Here is a 19932-nt window from a genome sequence, read left to right as displayed (position 1 = left end):
GCATTTTAATATACAGGTTTTTGCCCACTATTTCGCGTTGACATACTGTAGTGCTCAAAGCGCAGCGCGCGAAGTGCACAACGGACGTAAAGTTTCTGCCGGATTTCGCCTAAAAAACGACCTTTATTTTACACGCCTGTAAAATTTAGGTCGGATTTAAGCTAAAATCCGACCTTTTCTTTACATTTGCAACTACTTAGGCTCAGCAGTAGTATCCATTAGCGTTAAGGCGAGCTTCAGGATTAAGCAACATCGCCTTTTCTGCTTCGTGACCGTCGTAGCGAGTGCCATCCGGAAGGCGCGTGCCATCCTTCAGCAAGTGACGATTCTCAACAGGCTCGAACAAAGCAGATCGACCCATCATGCCTTCCTCAAATCGCCTCTGACCTGCAGCCAAACGCGCATTTGCCTTGGTACGCCAATTCTTAAGCGCATCAACACCTGCGCTAGCAGCCACAGCAGCCTCAAAAGCACCAGGGTGAACCAATGCCACAAATCCGCTAACATGACCGAAGCCGAGCGAAGTTGCGAGAGCAGCCTTCACTGCACAAGAACCTGCACCATCGCCAATCCGCATCGGCTCACGCAACCAAACCATGTGGTCGTCGCGCGCAAGCTTAGGATCCACGCAGTCAAGTGATGCGTTTCCAGGAATTACGCCACTTCTAAACAGTTGCGTCAAACCGTTGATTTGGAAGATGCACGCGCCACCCTTTGCGTGCCCGGTCAGCGTCTTTTGGCTGATTACGAACAGTGGATTTCCGTCCGTGCGTCCGATTGCGTGCGCAAGAGTATTGTGCAGCTCGGATTCGTTCGGATCGTTTGCATTCGTAGACGTATCGTGCTTAGAAACCACAGCAATATCGTCCGGAGTAACGCCGAGAGCTGCCAAATCACGCACGAGCTTAGACTTAGCTCCACCCATGCCCGCAGCCAAAGCACCCAAGCCCGGAGCAGGAATAGAAGTGTGAATGCCGTCAGCGTAGGAGTGAATGAAACCAACCACACCAGCAACAGGCAAGCCAAGCTTCAAAGCAATATCGCCACGCGTAACCAAAATCGTACCGCCACCTTGAGCTTCAAGGAAGCCGCCGCGTCTGCGATCGTTTGCGCGAGAGAAGAATCGTGGATCGATGCCCTTCGCATACATTTCTTCGCTATTGGCAGTTGCGTTCATATTGCCGAAGCCAACTACGGATTCCACGCCGATATCGTCAATTGCGCCAGTTACTACGAAGTCAGCTTTGCCGAGAGCAATCTTGTCGACGCCTTCTTCGAGCGAAACAGCTGCAGTTGCGCATGCAGACACCGGCTGAACCATATTTCCGTAGCCGCCGATATAGGTTTGCATTACGTGAGCTGCAACAACGTTTGGAAGCGCCTCTTGCAGTACGTCCGTAGGAATTTCGTGGTTAAGGAAGCGATCCAAGTACAGTTTTCGCATTGAGCTCATGCCACCGAAACCGGTTCCTTGCGTGGAAGCAACCATTGACGGATGCACAGATTGCAAAATCTCCGAAGGTGTGAAACCAGCAGAAATGTAAGCGTCTACAGTTGTGACAATATTCCACAACGCAATCGTGTCAACACTTCCAACCATTGAAGCAGGAATTCCCCACTTCAGCGGATCGAAGCCCTTAGGGAATTGTCCACCGACGGTTCTGGTCATTGCAGCCCTACGCGGTACGCGAATCATAGAACCTGCCTTGCGCGTAACAGTCCATTCGCCAGATTCTGCATCGCGAGCAATCTCAGTGTGCGATTCGTCAAGTGCCACATATTCGCGCGCAATTGTTTCTGTTGGAACGCTGAAGCTCACGTCGTGATCGAGGAAGATTTCTGCTTCTTCTTCGTTCGCTCCATCCTTGTAGTCGCCGCCCATGCCGGTTTCGAATGGTCGAATACCCGAGCGCGCAACTACTTCATCGCGATATTTCTCTGCAATATCTTCTTCTGGAACAAGCGTGCCGTCCGCATCGTACCAGCCTGGCTTTGGTGAATCCTGCCAAGTAAGCAAGCACATATTCCAAGCCAATTCCAGCACTGCTCCTGCAGAAAGCTCCACGGATCCATCTTCGCGAATTCCAAGTTCTGCTTCGAAACGAGTACGTCCGGAACCCCACGGTCCAAGCTCGCCGACTGAGACGATCACAATTTCGTCTTCTGGACGCGCTGTTACGTTCTTCCAATCAGCCAAGTTGACTCGCGGCTGAGTTGGCACGTAAGGAGTTGGAAGTGCTTTGTTGGTTGATTTAGCAGTTGATTTAGCAGAAGATTCTGCAGCTTCTTCTACAGCTTCCGCCGCTTCTTCCGCAGCTTCAGCACGCTTCTGATCTTCCAGCGCTTCTGCACGAAGAGCATTCAAATCAAGAGGCTCCTTGCCTAATCCACCCGTAAAATCAACATCCAAAGGCGCAATTGCAGCCTGTTCGCGCGCTTCCTTCGTGCACAAATCAAGCAAACGATCTGCCATTTCTTGCGTCGAGTAGGTAGTTAAGCCATGACGTTCAACTACAGCCACAAGCGGATCATTTCCACCCATCAAGCCGGTTCCACGCACCCATCCAATCTTAGGATGCGCAAAAGTCACGCGATCCGACCACACACTTTCTGCATGCGCACGGTTCACAATCGCATCGAAAGCACTCTTGACTTCGCCATAAGCACCATCGCCGCCAAACATACCGCGGTTTGGAGAGCCAGGTAACACAACGTGCATACGATGTTGCACATCAGTATCTGCTCCAATTTGCGCAAATCCAGCGATTGCACGCTCCACTCCCCACAGCATTAAGCGCGATTGCGATTCAAAAAGCGAACCAGAATCAGCCAAAGTTCCGTGAACTGGAGGCGCTGCGAATGGGAAGAACATATTCGGCTCGTACGCAGGCTTCAAAATAGTAGTAGTTGCGCCGCTAACTTTCTTCGAAACTGTGCCAACCCACTTTACAAGCGCGTCAACATCGCGGTAGCTAGACAAGTTTGCTGGAACAAGCCACAACTTTGCGCCCATTTGAGCGTTTTCGCGATACGCTTTCTTCGCCCAAGACTTAACGCTCGGCTTGAAACTGTGCGAAGTTGCGATAACCGTAGCTCCACCCTTAAGCAAGCCCGTTACTACGCGAGCAGCAATCGAATTAGGAGCAACACCTGTAACTACTGCAACTTCTCCTGCAAAACGAGTCGCTTGAGCAGTATCAGCGTTGTTTTGCGCAAGTTTAGTGCGAGAATCGTGAGCAATATCATTAAATATTGTTGCAAGATTGTTTAATTCGCGAGATTTAGAAAGACTTGCAAACCACTCAGCTTCCGAAGCTACTGCTTCCCCTGCACCAAGGAAACTACCAAAATCATTTAAGATTTCAGAAACTTCATTTACCTGAATATCAACATTCTTTCCAGCATACTTGTAGTACAAGCGAGCAACGTCTTCACGAGCAGAGGCCCAGCGGTCGTCGAAAAGAATTGCTTTACGCTCATCAAATCGAGGAGCAACTTGCTTTGGCCAATCCGCACCAAGCTCAGTTTCAACAGCAGACACAACAGCAGCATTTTCGTCACTTTCAGTTTCTGCTTTAGGAGCCTCAACACCAAGCTTTGCTAGCACAAACTTAGCAGTTGCAGCAAGTACGCCATCTGCGCCAACAACCTGCTGAGCGAAAGCGTCAAGAGCTGCAGAATCAACAACAGCACCGCCTGCGCCGCCAGCAGCACCAGGCTGAGAAACGCTAACGCCGTGAGCTTGAGCAACTTGCGCAATTGCTGCATCGATTAAAGCGTCAGCTGCAGCAGTATTCTTTGCAGGATCAGTTGAAAGTTGCGCAAGATTTTCACCGCGCACGCTAGCACCTTCACGCGTTTGCAAAACCAAAGCCGCAAGAACGTGCGCACGCCAGCCTTCGCCAAGCTGCCAGACTTCAGAGATTCGCTTGTCAATTTGCGCTGGTTTCACACCGGCTGCACCGAAAAGCGCACGCAAACGTTCGCGCACAATATCGGAAAGCACAGCACCAAAAGCCTTATAGCGCGGAGCAACCGAATCAACTAACTTTTTAAGCGCACTCATTGGAGCTTCTGCAGCACCATCCACGCTTGCAACGCCAAGCTCGGAACTAATATCCATAAGAAGCTGGTTTCTGCGCGAAGATACGCCGTTTGTAAGCGTATCAGTTGTATCAGTGTCGCCGATTTGGTCAAGACGGATTTTTGCACTATACGCAATAAGCATTGAGATTGCGTCGGATGCTTTGAATGGCAAGTCTGCTACAGGTCCGCTTGCTGCTGCATTAGCTGCAGGAGCAGAAGCCGCAGGAGCAGCAGAGACAACATTTGCTGCAGGAGCAGCAGGAGCAGCAGTCGCATCAGCAGTGCTACTTGCTTCTTGACTATCTTCCTCAGTAAACACTTCAGGCACAAGCGAATCAGTGTCAGTCATATAAACGCGACCTTCGTCACGACCAACGTTGTAAACAGTCACTTTTTCGCCACTAAACTCCGGCAAAGCAAGAGTTTTAGCACCAAGATTTGCCAAAGTTGGCGCGTTTCCTAAACCAACTTCAACGTACTCTTCAACACCAAGACCACCGCGAGCGCGATCGGCAAACATAAGAGACTGCGTTTCAATCCAGCGAACTGGAGAAGCAAATTGCCATGAAAGAAGCTCCGTAAGAAGCAATCTACCAAGCTTCTGCTCATCCTCTGCATAAGATTTCCATGTAGTTTCATCTTCCAAAGCTGCTTCAATGCGCTCAGATGGCACAACATCCAAAATCTTTTGCGCAAATTCTCGTGTAAGCTCAAACGGGCAAGCCACGAGGTTTGGAATGTAACGGTCTACAAGCACAGAGTAATCAATATGCTTCGGCAGCAACGAATCGAGCTTGTCGCGGAATTCCGGCACACCCTTTCGAAGAATTCGAGAGTGGAACGGTACGTCAATTCCTGGAACAAACATGAATGGAGGCTTGCCGCCATACTCCTTAGCGCGCTTAGAAGCGTCTGCCGCCAATGCCTTCAAGCCTTTAATAGTTCCAGCAATTGCGTACTGCTGACCTGCCAAGTTGTAGTTTACAATTTGCAAGAATTCGCCAGTAGCCTTGGAAATGCCATCAACGTAAGCGTTCACACCTTCGTCTGACACTCCAAACTGGTTTGGTCGAAGCGCACCCATGCGGTAGTTCGAGCGACCTTGCGCATCGCGCTCAATCAAGTGATGCATTGTAGATCCGCGGTGGAACACCAATTCAAGCACAGTTTCGAGTGGAATAATTTGCGCGAAGGAGCTCAAAGCATTGTATTCGCCAAGCGAATGTCCTGCAAAGTAAGCAGGCCAAATATCGCATCCTGCTTCACGCAAACGCGCGGTTTGCGCAAAGGCAACTGTTGCGAGCGCAACTTGCGTAAATTGTGTTAAATTAAGCAATCCTTCAGGATGGTGATAAGTTACGCCGTGAGCAGTAAGCTCCTTTGGATTATCGCGCACGACTGCGAGGATTGAGAATCCAAGCTTTTCGCGAGTAAGCTTGTCTGCTCGCTCCCAAGTATCGCGCACTGCAGGCGACTTTGCGCGCTCATCCAGCGACATTCCTTGCTTTTGGATACCCTGACCTGGGTATACGAATGCTGCACGTGGAGCGCGAGTAAGTGCGCTTGCTTTAGACACGATTTGCCCATCAACTCTGCATGTAACTTCCAAAGCAAGTCCGCCGCGACGAACTTTTCCAACGCGTTCAACTGTGATTTCTACTTCGTCATCAAGCTGAACCATGCCGTACATGTTGTAGGACCAACCAATGAGCTCGTAGCGAGCACCTTTTTCATCAACCGCTTGAGCCACATGCTGAGCTGTTGCAGAAAGCCACATACCGTGTACCAAAGGAGCAGAAAGCCCGGAAATTGCAGCACCTCGTTTAGAAGTGTGAATTGGGTTGAAATCTCCAGAAGTACGCGCGAAAGCGGTCATATCGTGAGGAGCGCGAACGACTACTCTGCGCAAAGCTCTGCGAGGAGTGTCTTCAATTTCATATCCGTGCAATCCTGCAGCTTCGCCATATTGCGCAGCTGGAGCAGGAAGCGCGTTGCTGAAGCTTCGTCCACGAATAGCAAAACGCTCAGTTTCATGAGCCAAACGAGTTCCATCTGCAGCAGTATGCACTACGTGAATAGTTACCACGCGTCCGGAAGCAGATTCTGCATACGGCTCAGCCCAGCCGAGCAAATTAATTCGCTTGTCGACATACTTTTTAAAGTCTTCAGCATCGACGTCAAGCTCTACTAAATGATCTAAGTGAACAGCGTTAAGCAGACCCTCAATAATCGGGTATCCATCAACCATTACGGAACCCAAAGCCGAGTAAATAGTCGGCCAAGCAGGACCTACTAACGCGTCTGGCACAATGCGAGAAGCAAGCAATCCATCTGGAAGTCTTCCAGCAGTAGCAGACTCGTGATCAATTCCAAGATTTCTTGAGAAAGTATAGGAAGAATGAACCAATCCAAACGGGAAATCTCTATAACCTTCTGCGAGCAAATCTTCCGGCAATTTTGCCAAACTGCCATCTTCTTTTACTGTTTCAACCTTAGGCATAGCGTCAAGCACATCGCCAGTAATCGCTGTATTTCCAATACCTGCGGTTGCTGCAAGCATTTCGTACACGTGCTTTGGCAAGCGCTCGCGGTCAACTACTGGTATGCTTCCAGCTTGACTTGCGTCAACAGTTAGCGGAATTACAATATCTCGTACTGCATGCTTGCGTTTTGGCGAGTTTGCAGCGTTTTTTGTGGAGTGTTTTGCTTCCTGATTTTCTTGATTATCCCAGAATGTATCTAGCTTAATATCTAAATCAAGCGAAATTACGTCATTATTACTAGAAGTTACTGTAATTACGTAATTTTCGTCTCCTAAAGACGTTCCGTAAGCAGGGTTTGCAGTTACATGACCAACCCAAGAAATATTCGGGCATGCACGCACGTAAGCTTCAACGTTTTTAGCATCAGCAATCTGACTAAAAGCAGATTTTGAAGACTTGCTCGCCGCATTTTCCTTATTTTCTGCTTCTACTCCAGTTTCCGCTCCAGATTCTGCACGATTGAGCACAGCTGCTTCAAAACGTCCCAGAATATCGGCAATCGGCTCATCTATAGTCGTAATTCCAGCCACGGAAATCGGTCCTGGAATTACGCGCACAGCATCTGCCGAGTAACGCGAATCTTCCGACTGCCAAAGCTGATCTTGACCCCACCAACGCAACAAATCGTTGTCAATAACTGGCACGAATGGCATTGGCTTAGGGTATTCGCGCACCAAAGTTGGGAACCAAGCGGCATCCATTGGCACAACGTTCATCTCGCGAGCTTGAGGCAACGCATCAATCAGCGTATATAAAACAGCTTGAGGGTGCTTAGAAACTTCTTCAATAGAAGGCAGAATAGAAGTAAATTCGCCTGAATCTTGATTAATTAAACGCGCTTCAATACGCTGTAACAAATGCATGTAGCGATCTGCGTAAGTCGGATCCACCCAAGGGTATGCCAAATCTAGGAAACGTTGAGCAAATTGCAAGTAAGTCATGCTTTCTACGTCACCAAAATATGGCTTTGCAGTAGAGTTAAGCACTTCGATTACTTCATCGCGACGTGATTCAAGCTCTTCAGGATGTTTCATCATATGAACGAGCAATCTACCGCAGCGAGCAGAAGCGTTTTCTAACTCGTAAATATCTGCGTGCAAATGGCTTAAACCACTCGTCACACCGCCAATCACTTTGCCAGAAGGCACCCAACGCTCACCCATTGGCGCGAACGGATCCTCATCAAAACCTTCAATGCTAGAAGATTTTGGCATCGCAATACCCGGAGTTTCCACAAGCATACGCTTTACTTCAGGGCTTGTATGCGCTTCTTTTGCTGTCATTGCAGCTGTGCCAATCATTACAGCATCAACTGGCATATTTGGCAAACCGTATTCACTCGCCCATTCACCAGAAATGTAGTCTGCAGCACGCTCAGGAGTACCAATACCACCACCTGCAACAAGCACCAAATTTTCGCACTCACGCACTTGCGCGTAAGTTGTCATAAGCAAATCATCAAGAGATTCCCACGAATGGTGACCGCCTGCAGCACCGCCCTCAACCTGCACAATAATCGTTGCTGGAGCAACAGCTTTAGCAATTCGCACAACTTGACGAATTTGATCAACTGTTCCAGGCTTAAATGTTACGTAAGGGAATCCATCAGCTTGCAAAGATGCTACTAATTCCTTGGCTTCGTCAAGTTCTGGAATGCCTGCAGAAATAACTACACCATCAATAGGAGCTCCCGACTGCCTCTTTTTTGGCACGATTCGCTTCGAACCAAATTGCAAATTCCACAGGTAGCGATCCATAAACATGGCGTTAAATTCAATAGTTGCGCCTTCACGAAGCTGATTTTCAAGCGACTTCATATGACGATCAAAAACTTCTGCAGTTACTTGACCGCCGCCAGCAAGCTCAGCCCAGTAGCCTGCATTTGCTGCTGCAGCAACGATTTCCGGCTCTACTGTCGTTGGTGTCATTCCTGCAAGAAGCACAGGAGCTTTGCCTGTAAGCTTGCTAAATTTGGTAAGTACTTTGCGTCCTGCAGGCGTGTTGATTACTCGAGGCGCAAAATCAGCCCAGCAGCCCGTACGCTCTGGCTCAGAAGCAGAGTCAGCTGTCGAAAGCTCTGCACGCGAGCGCAAGGTAGCAGCCTCTACTATTCCAGCGCCGGTTCCTTGCACAAGTACTCCAGTAAGCTTTCCGAGAACTTCGCTAGGACCCATGTCTAAAATCCAAAGCGAGCGCGCGTCGTTTTGCTCCAAAACTTCGCCAATTTGCGTAGCCCAATCAACAGGAGTTACAAGCACTGCATCAGCCAATTCGCGAGCAACTGTAGTGTTCAAACCAGCCTCATTTGCCCACTCTACTACCTGCTCAACTGCAGATTGAAGCATTGGCGAATGGAATGGAACTGTAACATCCAAATATTCAGCAACTGGCGCAAATACAGCTCCACCGCGAACTTTCATTTCGCGCAATTTTTTCGAACGCTTTGTTTCTTTTTGCGCTTCGTTTGCAACAGCTTCCATATCTTCCGGGTATCCTGCAATAACCACGTGATTGTAAGCGTTTTTAACAGCAATTGACACTTCACCGCGCGTGCGCTCTACGCGGGAAATTAACGCTTCTGCCTGCTTTTTAGTAACTCCTTTAAGTGACAGCATTGGCGTATGCTCGCCGTCACCAGTAATTTCAAGCATTCGAGATTCACGATCTCCTGCAGCTCCAATTAAGTAGGCAATTGCGAGTAACTCTTCGATTTGAGCACGAGCCTTCTGCCAAGACTTTGCTTTTATGCGAGCTTTTACCATTTCTGCTGCGATTACGCCTTGAGAATGACCCAAAACTGCGCACGGCTTGTTTACTTCAAAGTTGTATCCAAGATTTGTTAAGTCGCGCACTGCACCGAACTGTGCAAGCGTAATTCCAGGCACACTAAGAAGCGCGTTTGCAGCGTTCATATGCTTATTTTCTAGCGCGTCAAACACGTTTATGTCGCCGCCTGCATTTGCTAAAAGCTCAGAATAAATTGGCGATAGCAAAGCTTTTGCGCCTGCTTCATACTCGTGAAGTTCTGCGTTTAATTCTTCGTCTGAACTAAGCTCGCGCAAAGCTTCAACCCACGGAGTTGACTGACCTGCAAACACGAGTGCGTGCGGATTATTAGCGAGTTGGTCAAAAAAGTATGTTGTCATGATGTTTCCTTCTCGTCGATTTGGATAAGTTTTATAAATTCTGTAAGTTTTGTAAGGTTTATAAGTTCTGTAAGTTCTATAGTTTTTAGTTATAAGTTTGATAATCCCTATTGTTTTTATAAATATGCTTACATTGGCTGATTTCCGTGATGCTTTCCAGTTCTGGAAACCCGCTTTTTACTGCGCAAAAGTTTCAATGAGCCAGCAATCATATCGCGAGTCTGCTCCGGGTCAATCATTGCGTCAATCTGCCCAGTTTCCAACGAAAGATTTGCGTTAACAGTAGTCGCCTCATACTCGTCAACCAGCTGCTTTCTAAGAGCTGCAACATCTTGTCCACGCTCTTTAGCTTTTTGCAAATCTTTACGATGAATAATATTCACAGCACCTTGCGCACCCAAAACCGCAATCTGGCTGGTTGGCCACGCGTAATTTACGTCCGCACCCATCGACTTGGAACCCATAACGATATAAGCTCCACCGAAAGCTTTGCGCAAAATCACCGTAACCAGTGGAACTTGCGCGTTCGCGTACGCATAAATCACTTTCGCACCTCGGCGAATAATTCCTGCGTGCTCTTGATCTGAACCAGGCTTATAACCAGGAGTATCTACTAGAGTCACCACAGGCAAATTAAACGCATCACACAATCGCACAAATCGCGCGACTTTTTCGGAAGAATTTACATCCAAAATACCAGCGTTCACCTTCGGCTGATTTGCTACGATTCCAACAGGATGACCCTCAATGCAAGCAAAACCAACCACTGCAGAAGCAGCATACAATTCCTGCACTTGCACGAACTCACCGTAGTCAACTATTCTGCGAATCACGTCGAGCACATCGTAAGGCTGACGGTCGTTATCTGGCACAATATTCGCCAACTCGCGCGCAGTTTCGCGATCCGCGCGCGTTGCAGCGTAGGCAAAAGTTGGAGGCTCTACCTCACAGCTAGATGGCAAATAAGCCAAAACTGTGCGCGCGTAGTCAATTGCGTCAGCTTCATCCTCTCCCAAATAGTGAGCGACACCGGAAGTTGCGTTATGCACAAGACCGCCGCCCAAATCGTCCATGCTAATAGCCTCGCCGGTTGCAGCTTTAACAACATCCGGACCGGTTACAAACATGTTTGAGTGCTCGCGAGTCATAATAATCAAATCTGTTAACGCAGGGCAATAAACTGCACCACCAGCGCAAGGACCCAGAATAATTGAGATTTGCGGAATTAAGCCGCTTGCTTCACAAGTTTTTTTGAAGATACGCCCGTATTGCATAAGCGCGCTCACACCTTCTTGAATGCGAGCGCCGCCGGAATCAATTACGGCAACAACTGGCACGCGAAGTTCAACAGCCATATCTAAAAGATGGCAGATTTTCTCGCCTTCAGCTTTGCCTAAAGTTCCGCCGCGCACGGAAAAGTCTTGCGCATAAACTGCAACTTTTCTGCCATAAACTTCGCCAAATCCGGTGATAACAGCGCATCCTGCAACGTCGTTATTAATGTCACCACCGTTAAAACGTCCGATTTCCACGAACGATCCAGTGTCAAAAAGCAAGTCAAGACGCTCTCTTGCAGTTGACTTTCCTTTTGCGTGCTGACGTTCTAAAGCTTTTTGTTCTGCGTCACGAGCAAGTTGTGCTGCGTGCTGAACTGCAGCTTTTCCGCGACGAGGCTGCAAGTTTGTATCGTCAGCAGAGCTATTAACAGAAGAGTTATTAACTGTTTTCGCTGAAGTTTCAGAGATTTCAGACTTTTCTTTTACTAAAGCGCTCATTTCTGCTCTCCTTCCAGCTTTTCATCGCTTTTTTTGGAAGATTTTTCTGCGCCTTTATCTGCGCTTTTGTCTCCAGCAAGATCAATCGTCACAAGCTTTGCGCCCGATTCCACGCCGTCACCAGGCCCCACAAAAATTCCAGTAACAGTACCAGCTGCAGGAGCGTAAACATAATTTTCCATTTTCATAGACTCAAGCACCACAAGCAAATCACCCTTAGCAACCTGCTGTCCTTCAGCCACATTCACGCGCGTAATAACAGCTTGCATAGGCGCTGCGATTACGCCAGGAATCTGCTTTTGTTCTTCAGATTTGTGAGTACTTCCGCGAAGCGAACGTCCGCGCAAAGGCTGCGAAGCTCTAGAAACGCTACGAACTCGCGCCGAGCCAGTCAAATTATCAACAATATCTTGCGGAATCGTAAGCTTTACGCGCTTATTATCAACCTCAATAATGAAGGATTCCATTGCAGGCTGCTTATTTTCGGATTCATCCGCAGACTTTCCAGAAACAAGCGAAGCCGGCTGACCGCCCAAGGAAGCTGCAGGAACTCGGTTCAAATACTTGCGTTCCATCCACTTAGTAGACACGTCAAAACTGTGATTTTCCGCAGTAAACTCAGGGTCGTTAAAAATCTGCTCAAAAAGTTTTGCTGGAGTTGGCACGCCCTCAATACAAAGTTCCTTCAAAGCGCGACGCACGCGAGCGACAGCAGTTTCGCGACTTTGCGCAGTAATAATAAGCTTGCCCATCATCGAATCGAATTTTGGCGAAATATTATCGCCAACTTCAACACCAAAATCGACGCGAATACCAGGACCGGAAGGCCACTTTATTTTCGTCAAAGTGCCGGAACTTGGAGTCAAATTCGTAGCAGGATCTTCCGAAGTAATGCGAAGCTCGAAGCTGTGTCCGCGAGGTTCTGGATCCTTAATCAACTCGCCGCCGTCAGCAATATTGAGCTGTTCTCGCACTAAATCAAGTCCACTAACTTCCTCACTAACCGTGTGCTCAACTTGCAATCGCGGATTAACTTCCAAGAAGTAGACTTTATGCTGAGAAGTCACCATATATTCGCACGTGCCAAGACCAACGTAGTCAACAGCTTCAAATAGGTTACGAGAATATCGGTAAAGCTGATCTTTTTCATCGTCAGTCAAGAACGGTGCAGGAGCTTCCTCAACCAGCTTTTGGTTTCGGCGCTGCACCGAGCAATCGCGCGTGGAATATACGGTGAAATTTCCGTGAGCGTCGCGGCCGCACTGCGTTTCAACGTGGCGAGCCTTGTCGATAAAACGCTCAATAAAATATTCATCTAAGTCGCCGCCCTGAAGAGCGTCGTGATTCATGTAAAAGCCTCGCAACTCGTCATCGTTACGAACGACTGTAATGCCGCGTCCGCCACCGCCATCCGTGCGCTTCATCATCACAGGATATCCGTGCGTTTGCGCAAAAGTTAAAAGTTCTCGAATATCTTTTACCGGCTCCGAAATGCCTGGAACTGGCGGCACTTTCGCGCGAACTGCCACGCGACGAGCCGTAATCTTATCACCCAAGTCAATAAGCGCTTCTGGGCGAGGACCAATCCAAATAACCCCAGCATCGTTAACTTTTTTCGCAAAAGACGCAACTTCCGAAAGGAATCCGTAACCCGGGTGCACGGCATCCGTGCCGCTTCTTTTAATAATGTCAAGAATCGCGTCTTCGTTTAAATAAGTATCGCGATACGTGTCTCCGGAAAGTGCGTATGCTTCGTCTGCCATTTCTACAAACTGCGCATTGCGATCAGTAGGTGCGTAAATAGCAACGGTAGAAATGCCCATTTCGTGAGCCGTGCGAATAACTCGCAAGGCAATTTCACCGCGGTTTGCGATGAGAATTTTTTTGATATTCGTAACCATACGTTACAAGATATTAGAAAAGTTGCGTTTACGGATGAGTCGACATACACAAAAGCTAGAGCAAAATTTTGTACACTTCTCCAATGCACATGATTTTTTAGGCACGTAATGTGATTAGCGAAACGGAAAACAACCGGAAAAACCGTTTAATTGACAACCTATTAGCCGCAAACGGCAAACCGGAAATAACCAAAAGAAGGTTTTCATGACTAACATAAATCAAAATAATGCAGCAACAGCAGCAGCAAATTCAAACGTTGCAAATAAGTTGAAAGTAGCTGCAGCATGGCTTGCAAAGCCAGCGCTTCTCACTGTGCTTTTGGCTCTTTCTACCATGGCAGGCGCAATTTATCTTCCTATTACTCCTGTGCCTATTACGTTGCAAACTCTTGTTTTGTGCATTATTGGTTTAACTTTGAGCTGGCGCGAAGGCGTAGCTTCTGTAGTTATGTACCTTGCTGTTGGCGCAGCAGGTTTGCCTGTGTTTGCTGGCTTTAAGGGCGGCTGGGCTGTTTTTGTTGGCCCTACTGCAGGATTCTTAGCCGGTTTCATATTTGGCGTTGCTGCAACTGCAGCTTTGAAGCGCGTATTCGACGTAGCTCTTGACGCAATGATGCCAGAAAACTCCTTCAAGAAGACTTTCGCACGCTTCTGCACTTACTCTGTAGCTTCTATAATCGGCACGATCGTGATTTACGCATTCGGCATTTTCGGTCAAAGCTACCTAACTGGCATGCCACTTTCAACTGCCGCCGCAACCTTGATTATCTTCATGATTGGCGATTTGATTAAGGCTTTTGTTGCGAGCGCGGCTTGCTCCGGCTTGTACAACGCACTTAACAAAAAGCGCGCGTAACGGAAACGTTATATTGCAGAAAAACGGCATTTCCTTTACACGACTGTAAAAGGAATGCCGTTTTGTATAAGATTGCCGCGCACTTGCTCTTTAACTGAGATAACTAGCAAACAGCTGACGCTTGCGCTTTAAGCGCTCGCTGTTGAACTTGCACGGAAAGTCCACTGGACTTTCCGTCTGAGCAAGCTCGGCGCTCCGAATTGCTTTCGCGCGCTAAATCGCAGCGCTCAAGCAGGTCGTCAGCGCACACTAGTCACAACCTAGTTTCTAAAGCACAACTACACTAACCTGCCCTGCCTGCGTCTTTATTGACGCAGGCAGACCTCGCTTGCGTTGAAAGCACACCGTGCTTTCAACCCTGAGCAAGCTCGGCGCTCCGAATTGCTTTCGCGCGCTAAATCGCAGCACTCAAGCAGGTCGTCGCGCTTCATACGCAACTGCGTGCACATCGCCGCTTTTTACCACAATTTCCTCGCCAGATGCCTCACGAATTGTAAGCGACGCATCTTCTCCAAGCCGCACAGCAGTTCCTGTCACTACGCTTCCGTCAACTGGATGCACGTTAACTTCGCGTCCAAGAGTCCAACACACACCATTTACTTCTTGAAGCAAATCTGCAACGTTACTTGGATAATCACGCATAAAATCGCCAAGTCTAGAACGCAATCCAGTAACTATTTTTGCAGCAATCGTATCACGCAATTCTTTAGATTCCGGCAAATCAGTCATATGCATTTGCAACGAAGTTGCCATCTTAATTGGCAGCACTTCTTGCGGCACGCACAAATTCAATCCGATTCCAAAAATTACTCCAACAACATTGTCTTTGCTTGGATCGGCTACAATTTCTGTTAAGATTCCGCCTTCTTTACAATCGTGCAAAAACACGTCGTTAGGCCATTTAAGTTTTATCGCGCAAGCATCACCGTGTATCGGCGAACTTCCGCACTCTTTAAACGTTTCTAGAAGTGCGTCACGAGCTGCAAGCCCTGCAATAATAGGCAGCCACCCGTTGTGACTCGCGTCCATAACAATTGACTTAGGCAGCAAAGTTACGAATGAAACTAAAAAGCTTTCTCCCGGTCGGCTTACCCACGCGCGCCCTAATCGTCCTCTTCCTGCTGTTTGCTCGTCTGCCACAATCGCAACTATTGCTGGCTTTCCGTCATCTCGCGCGATTATTTCGCCTTTTTGTATCATTTCTCGCGCAATATTTTGCGTAGAATCTGTAATTGCGAAATATTTTACCAAATCTGCTACTTCTGATGTCTGCGGCATCAATGCCACACTTTGCGAAGAAAAAATAGTCATATGTATAATTTACATCAGATTATATTTTTGCGCGCGTCATTGCATGTTTTGCGCGCAATAGCAAACAAAGTAGCTAAGCATCAATTAAGCAGGTGTTAACACATGGAGCGCATACGTCGCAAAAAGCAGTACAAGAAGCCGCGCACATTGCGTGCTGTTGTAGCACGTTTTTTAGATTACACTCTTGCTGCTTTGTTATGCTTTATACTTGCTTTTTGCACTAGCCTGGGGCCAATTTTCCGCAGTCAAGATATTAAAGTTCATTTAGGATCAATCGCTGATTTTTCGTTGGTTAATGCTTTTATTTTCGTTGCTGCCTTCATAATATACGCATTAATACTGACTGTGCTTATTTACTACGGTAAAAATAAAAAGTTTTTGCCTAAATATCAACGTTTTATGAAATTAATAAAGTCAATTGCGTTAAGAAAAAATAGTGAAAATAAAAAACAGTCAAAATTACAAAAATTTATTACTAAACACACTATTTTCCGCAATATTTCGCATTTTCTTTTAAAATCTGCAAAACTATTTTTTAATTGCGCTAAATGGTTCATTAACCACTCCACTCGCAACAGAAGAAACCTACTTCTTACTTTTTTCGTGGGCTGGATTTGGGTTCCAGCTACGTTACTTGCCGCATACGGTGCAGATATATGCTCGCAAATTCGTGAGTACAGTTGGACTTGGAATAAAATTACAGGCTTAGACCAGCCTTATATCGGCTTCTTTAGCTTTGTCCCAATGGATATTTACCCAACTGCGCACTACTTGTGGCCAACTCATCCAACTTATTTAACAGATCAGCACAACATTGTTCTAACTGTTATTTATGGCGCAACAACAGCAGTCTCCAGATACTTTACCGACTCAAACGACGCTGGAATTGCACTTCTTGCCTTTGCACAATTTGCATTTGCAGCATGGTGCGTTTCTGCAACAGCACACCACTTCTTAAACAAACCTTGGCTTAACGCAGAATCTAGCTCAACAAATTGCAGCACAACAACTTTTGCAAGATTCGTTATTCTGCTTATGTTTTTACTTAATCCGCTCGTGTTGTGCTCAACTATTGCGCTTACAAAATCTCCGCTTTTTGCGTTCGCTTTTGTTTGGTGGTTTGGCATAAATTACGAGTTAACTAATTGCTATCATGCGAAGGACACTAAAAATACACCTAGCACAAAACCGAATGCGCAAAAGCCTAGACTTCACACTGTTTTGGAATTAATTGTTTCAGTGTGTGTAATGCTTATTGCTGCAAAATACGCTTGGTATATTCTGGTTGTTCAATTCATGCTTTTAATTATTTTTGAGCGCAAACGCTGGCGTTTGTGGGTTTGCGGAATTTTGCTTCCAATCGTTGTGATTCACGGCTCGTTAATTATGCTTATTTCGAGCGGTGCTATTATTAGCGGCGATCCTATTGAGAGTCGCGGCATTCAGTTACAACAAATTGCACGTATAGCTAAGCTCGATCCGCATAGCATACCACGTAGTGCAAAGCGCATTATTGCACCAATTTTTAATCTGGATCAAACTGCAGAAGCATACAAACCTTATGACGCAGACCCTGTGAAATCTTCCGGATTGCAATCTAAAAAAGTGAGTTATCGTTGGCGATACGTTACTAAAGACAATATTCGTAAATTAGATTTCGCTTGGTGGCAAATGATTACGCATAGTCCATTTGTGGCAACTGACGCTTTTCTTGCAAAGACTTACGGATACTTTGATATTTTTGACCGCCCGTATGTTGGGCCAGAATACTACATAGACACTGACAGCATACACAAATCTGATTGGATTAAATATTGGAATCCTAAGTGGCGAACTAAATTTGCAGAAGACATTAGCACGTTTAGTGATATTCCTGTTTTAAGTTGGCCAATTCACGGAAATACTTTCGTTATTTTTACACTACTTATTGGAGTTGCAGAAATTATTCTTCGCCGTTGGCGCACATTGTTATGGCATATTCCACTTGCCTTGCTGGTTGGAGTTATGATTCTTGCTCCAGCTAATAATTTTGAGCGACACATGCTACCGTTAGCTTTTGTTTTCTGCTTTGTAGCACTTACTTTTTGGCGAGATACTTTTACTCAATCGCGCTATAATAGTAGAGAATGTTAGGATCAAAGGCATAAGATGGACGAGAAGAATACACCTCAGTTTGCACAAGATAGCAGCGCTGCTTCTTCTATTATGTCCGAAGAAAATTATGAAGATAAACTTGCAGGAAACAGCTTACTTAGTAGCGATTTTCTTTCGATACTAGCAAGCGTACAAGCAGCAGAAAAGCACGCGGAGGATTCTAATATTGCCAATTCTCTTGAAAATCAACAGTTAAACAAAACGCAAGTAAACGCTGTATCAAATGATCAAGAGAGCTCTTCTAAAGCAGAGCAAGAAAACGAAGAAAAGCACAAGCACCACTTATGGCATCGTCTTTCATCAAATCAAAGTCGTTCGAGTCATTCAAGTCAATCTTCTGAAAATACTAAAGGTAATAATTCACCGAGTTTTACTCCACTACCCAGCGCGCAAAAATCAACTAGCTCGGAACCGCTTAGAATTTTCGACAATCGTGATGGCCAAGTTTTTGACGCGGCGATGCGCTTGCAATTACACTCGATTATTGCCACGTGCTTAATGAATGGTATTGCAGATGCTCGTATTGACGCTTTCATGCATTTACTTCAATGGTCAGATTCGCCAAAAGTTATTGTTATTGCAGGAACTTTCGGCACTGCAATTAAGCCAGATGACGGACCAAATCGCAAGCCAGCACCAGATATTCCACCTGATAACACTGACACTTTGCGCCGAAATATTTGGCCACAGCTTGGTAGTTGCAATGCGTATGATGCAATAGTTGAGCGCACACAAAGTAGTGCTTTGCAGCGCATTACGGGAGCTTGGCAAAAAACGCAAGCACTGATATCAGCATCTACAAAAAATTCTTCTACTTTTGCAGCACCTTCTCATATTATTCTGCTTGCTGTACGCGAAAATCCTAGCGATCAGGCTTTAGAGAAGCTGTGCAAAGTTTTTGAGAATTCTCATAAGACGATTTGTGTTAGCAGCATGGTTGAGGGCGTTGAGCAGATTTCTTCCGCTCTTACTGCTACTCTTGCCGCGATTGCTGTTGCTCCAGCAGTAAAGCATTTGCCGCAAATCATTCACACGGATGATTTGCTTCCGGAGCGAGCACTTATTGGCGATGCCACAGCTTTTGATACTCTTTACAACAAGGTGTATCAAAGTTTGGCTCCTTACAGTCATGACGATCCGACTTTGGAAACTATTGACATGTTCTTGCGCTTTGGTGGAGCTCTTGACCAAACAGCACACGAACTTAATGTGCATCCAAATACTGTTCGTTACCGTTTACGTAAAGTTGCGCAAACTACAGGATGGGATGCTACGGATCCGCGCGCCGCTTATGTGCTGCAAACAGCTATAACAATTGGTAGAATTCGCGATTCACATTAAGTCTAACTTTACAAACAAAAAACGTGCGACGCAAAACCAAAGGTTTTACATCACACGCTAAATGCAAGAATAAAGCAAGCACAAACAATAATAATATATTATTTATACTTACAGCACTAATTTAGTGACGAATCTTGCGAAGAGCAGTACCCATACCAGCAAGAGCAGAAGCAACGACAGCAATCACAGCTACCGCGGCACCGGTCTTAGGAAGCTTAGCCTTAGCTGGAGCAGCTGGAGCTGGAGCAGCCGGGGCTGGCTTCTTATCATTCTCATGGAAATTGCTGGTAAGAGCTCTGTTGTACAAAGTCTTTGTAGCAGGCTCGCAAACTACAGTGCCCAAAGCGTTCTTGTAGCAGTGATTCATATCAGGAACCTGGGTAGGGTCATTGTAACCCTCAGGATTAGCAGGAGCCTGATGAGTCTCTGGATACAAATTCTCACCGTTCAATGGATCTGGAGTACCGTACTCAAGAACATGAGTATCGATTTCATCATCAGCCATTGCTGGAGCAGCAAAAGCACAACCTGCAAGCAAAGTAGCAGCTGCAGCGAAAGCTGCAATGGTCTTCTTCTTTAACATATTAGACCTTCAATCTCTTTTATCTGATCCCCGCGCAAAAGTTAGGGCTAACACGCAGAAGCCAGATACCAATATTAAAACTGGAATAAACCAACCCGGAATAAACCAACCCGGAATATACCAACTCGGAATATACCAATCTAAATTACAATAACACAGGGTACACCAATTTTTCACAAATAGAAAGTATTTTAAAGAAAAAACACTAAATAAAGGCGTTTTGTTGTAATAAACAA

8 protein-coding genes are annotated in these 19932 nt (G+C 46.5%); 3 read left to right on the top strand and 5 right to left on the bottom strand.

All coding sequences use genetic code 11. The features are described from left to right. Nucleotides 1-202: 202 nt before the first annotated feature. The 3 genes from HXT43_RS00935 to HXT43_RS00925 all read right to left on the bottom strand — a co-directional run bounded on the left by HXT43_RS00935 (nt 203) and on the right by HXT43_RS00925 (nt 13451). Nucleotides 203-9775, bottom strand: a complete 9573-nt coding sequence (locus tag HXT43_RS00935; protein ID WP_421781007.1) for a fatty acid synthase subunit beta domain-containing protein — start codon at nt 9773-9775, stop codon at nt 203-205. A gap of 128 nt (nt 9776-9903) precedes the next feature. Further along, nucleotides 9904-11550, bottom strand: coding sequence for an acyl-CoA carboxylase subunit beta (locus HXT43_RS00930; RefSeq protein WP_112928804.1), 1647 nt, complete (start codon nt 11548-11550; stop codon nt 9904-9906). After that, entirely contained in the window at nt 11547-13451 is a 1905-nt protein-coding gene (locus tag HXT43_RS00925) for a biotin carboxylase N-terminal domain-containing protein (protein ID WP_410297525.1), read from the bottom strand. Before HXT43_RS00925 ends, HXT43_RS00930 begins: the two co-directional genes overlap by 4 nt. A gap of 205 nt (nt 13452-13656) precedes the next feature. Here HXT43_RS00925 and HXT43_RS00920 point away from each other — a divergent pair, with 205 nt between their 5' ends. Next, nucleotides 13657-14307 (top strand): biotin transporter BioY, encoded by a 651-nt coding sequence (locus HXT43_RS00920; protein ID WP_004106293.1) that lies wholly within the window; start codon nt 13657-13659, stop codon nt 14305-14307. A 408-nt stretch (nt 14308-14715) separates the two neighbouring features. On the opposite strand, the gene HXT43_RS00915 is transcribed toward HXT43_RS00920, so the two are convergent. Then, nucleotides 14716-15618, bottom strand: a complete 903-nt coding sequence (locus HXT43_RS00915; RefSeq protein WP_004106289.1) for a biotin--[acetyl-CoA-carboxylase] ligase — start codon at nt 15616-15618, stop codon at nt 14716-14718. 102 nt (nt 15619-15720) lie between these two features. Here HXT43_RS00915 and HXT43_RS00910 point away from each other — a divergent pair, with 102 nt between their 5' ends. Both HXT43_RS00910 and HXT43_RS00905 read left to right on the top strand, forming a co-directional pair. Next, a complete protein-coding gene (locus HXT43_RS00910; RefSeq protein WP_421781005.1) occupies nt 15721-17751 on the top strand; it encodes a DUF6020 family protein in 2031 nt (676 codons plus the stop codon). A 15-nt stretch (nt 17752-17766) separates the two neighbouring features. Beyond that, on the top strand, nt 17767-19113 hold the full coding sequence (locus tag HXT43_RS00905; protein ID WP_064340528.1) for a PucR family transcriptional regulator: 1347 nt from the start codon (nt 17767-17769) through the stop codon (nt 19111-19113). A 121-nt stretch (nt 19114-19234) separates the two neighbouring features. Here HXT43_RS00905 and HXT43_RS00900 read toward each other — a convergent pair whose 3' ends face one another. Further along, nucleotides 19235-19696, bottom strand: coding sequence for a hypothetical protein (locus HXT43_RS00900; RefSeq protein ID WP_064340610.1), 462 nt, complete (start codon nt 19694-19696; stop codon nt 19235-19237). Between the last annotated feature and the right edge of the window lie 236 nt (nt 19697-19932).

It is taken from the genome of Gardnerella sp. DNF01195 (assembly GCF_049244175.1).
GTDB lineage: Bacteria > Actinomycetota > Actinomycetes > Actinomycetales > Bifidobacteriaceae > Bifidobacterium > Bifidobacterium leopoldii.
The sequence above is the reverse complement of the archived record's forward strand: the minus strand, read 5'-3'. Positions and strand labels throughout refer to the sequence as shown.

Excerpts from the sequence above, each read along its gene's own strand:
- HXT43_RS00935 (WP_421781007.1), bottom strand. The coding sequence starts at position 9,775 with ATGACAACATACTTTTTTGACCAACTCGCTAATAATCCGCACGCACTC.
- HXT43_RS00930 (WP_112928804.1), bottom strand. The coding sequence starts at position 11,550 with ATGAGCGCTTTAGTAAAAGAAAAGTCTGAAATCTCTGAAACTTCAGCG.
- HXT43_RS00925 (WP_410297525.1), bottom strand. The coding sequence starts at position 13,451 with ATGGTTACGAATATCAAAAAAATTCTCATCGCAAACCGCGGTGAAATT.
- HXT43_RS00920 (WP_004106293.1), top strand. The coding sequence starts at position 13,657 with ATGACTAACATAAATCAAAATAATGCAGCAACAGCAGCAGCAAATTCA.
- HXT43_RS00915 (WP_004106289.1), bottom strand. The coding sequence starts at position 15,618 with ATGACTATTTTTTCTTCGCAAAGTGTGGCATTGATGCCGCAGACATCA.
- HXT43_RS00910 (WP_421781005.1), top strand. The coding sequence starts at position 15,721 with ATGGAGCGCATACGTCGCAAAAAGCAGTACAAGAAGCCGCGCACATTG.
- HXT43_RS00905 (WP_064340528.1), top strand. The coding sequence starts at position 17,767 with ATGGACGAGAAGAATACACCTCAGTTTGCACAAGATAGCAGCGCTGCT.
- HXT43_RS00900 (WP_064340610.1), bottom strand. The coding sequence starts at position 19,696 with ATGTTAAAGAAGAAGACCATTGCAGCTTTCGCTGCAGCTGCTACTTTG.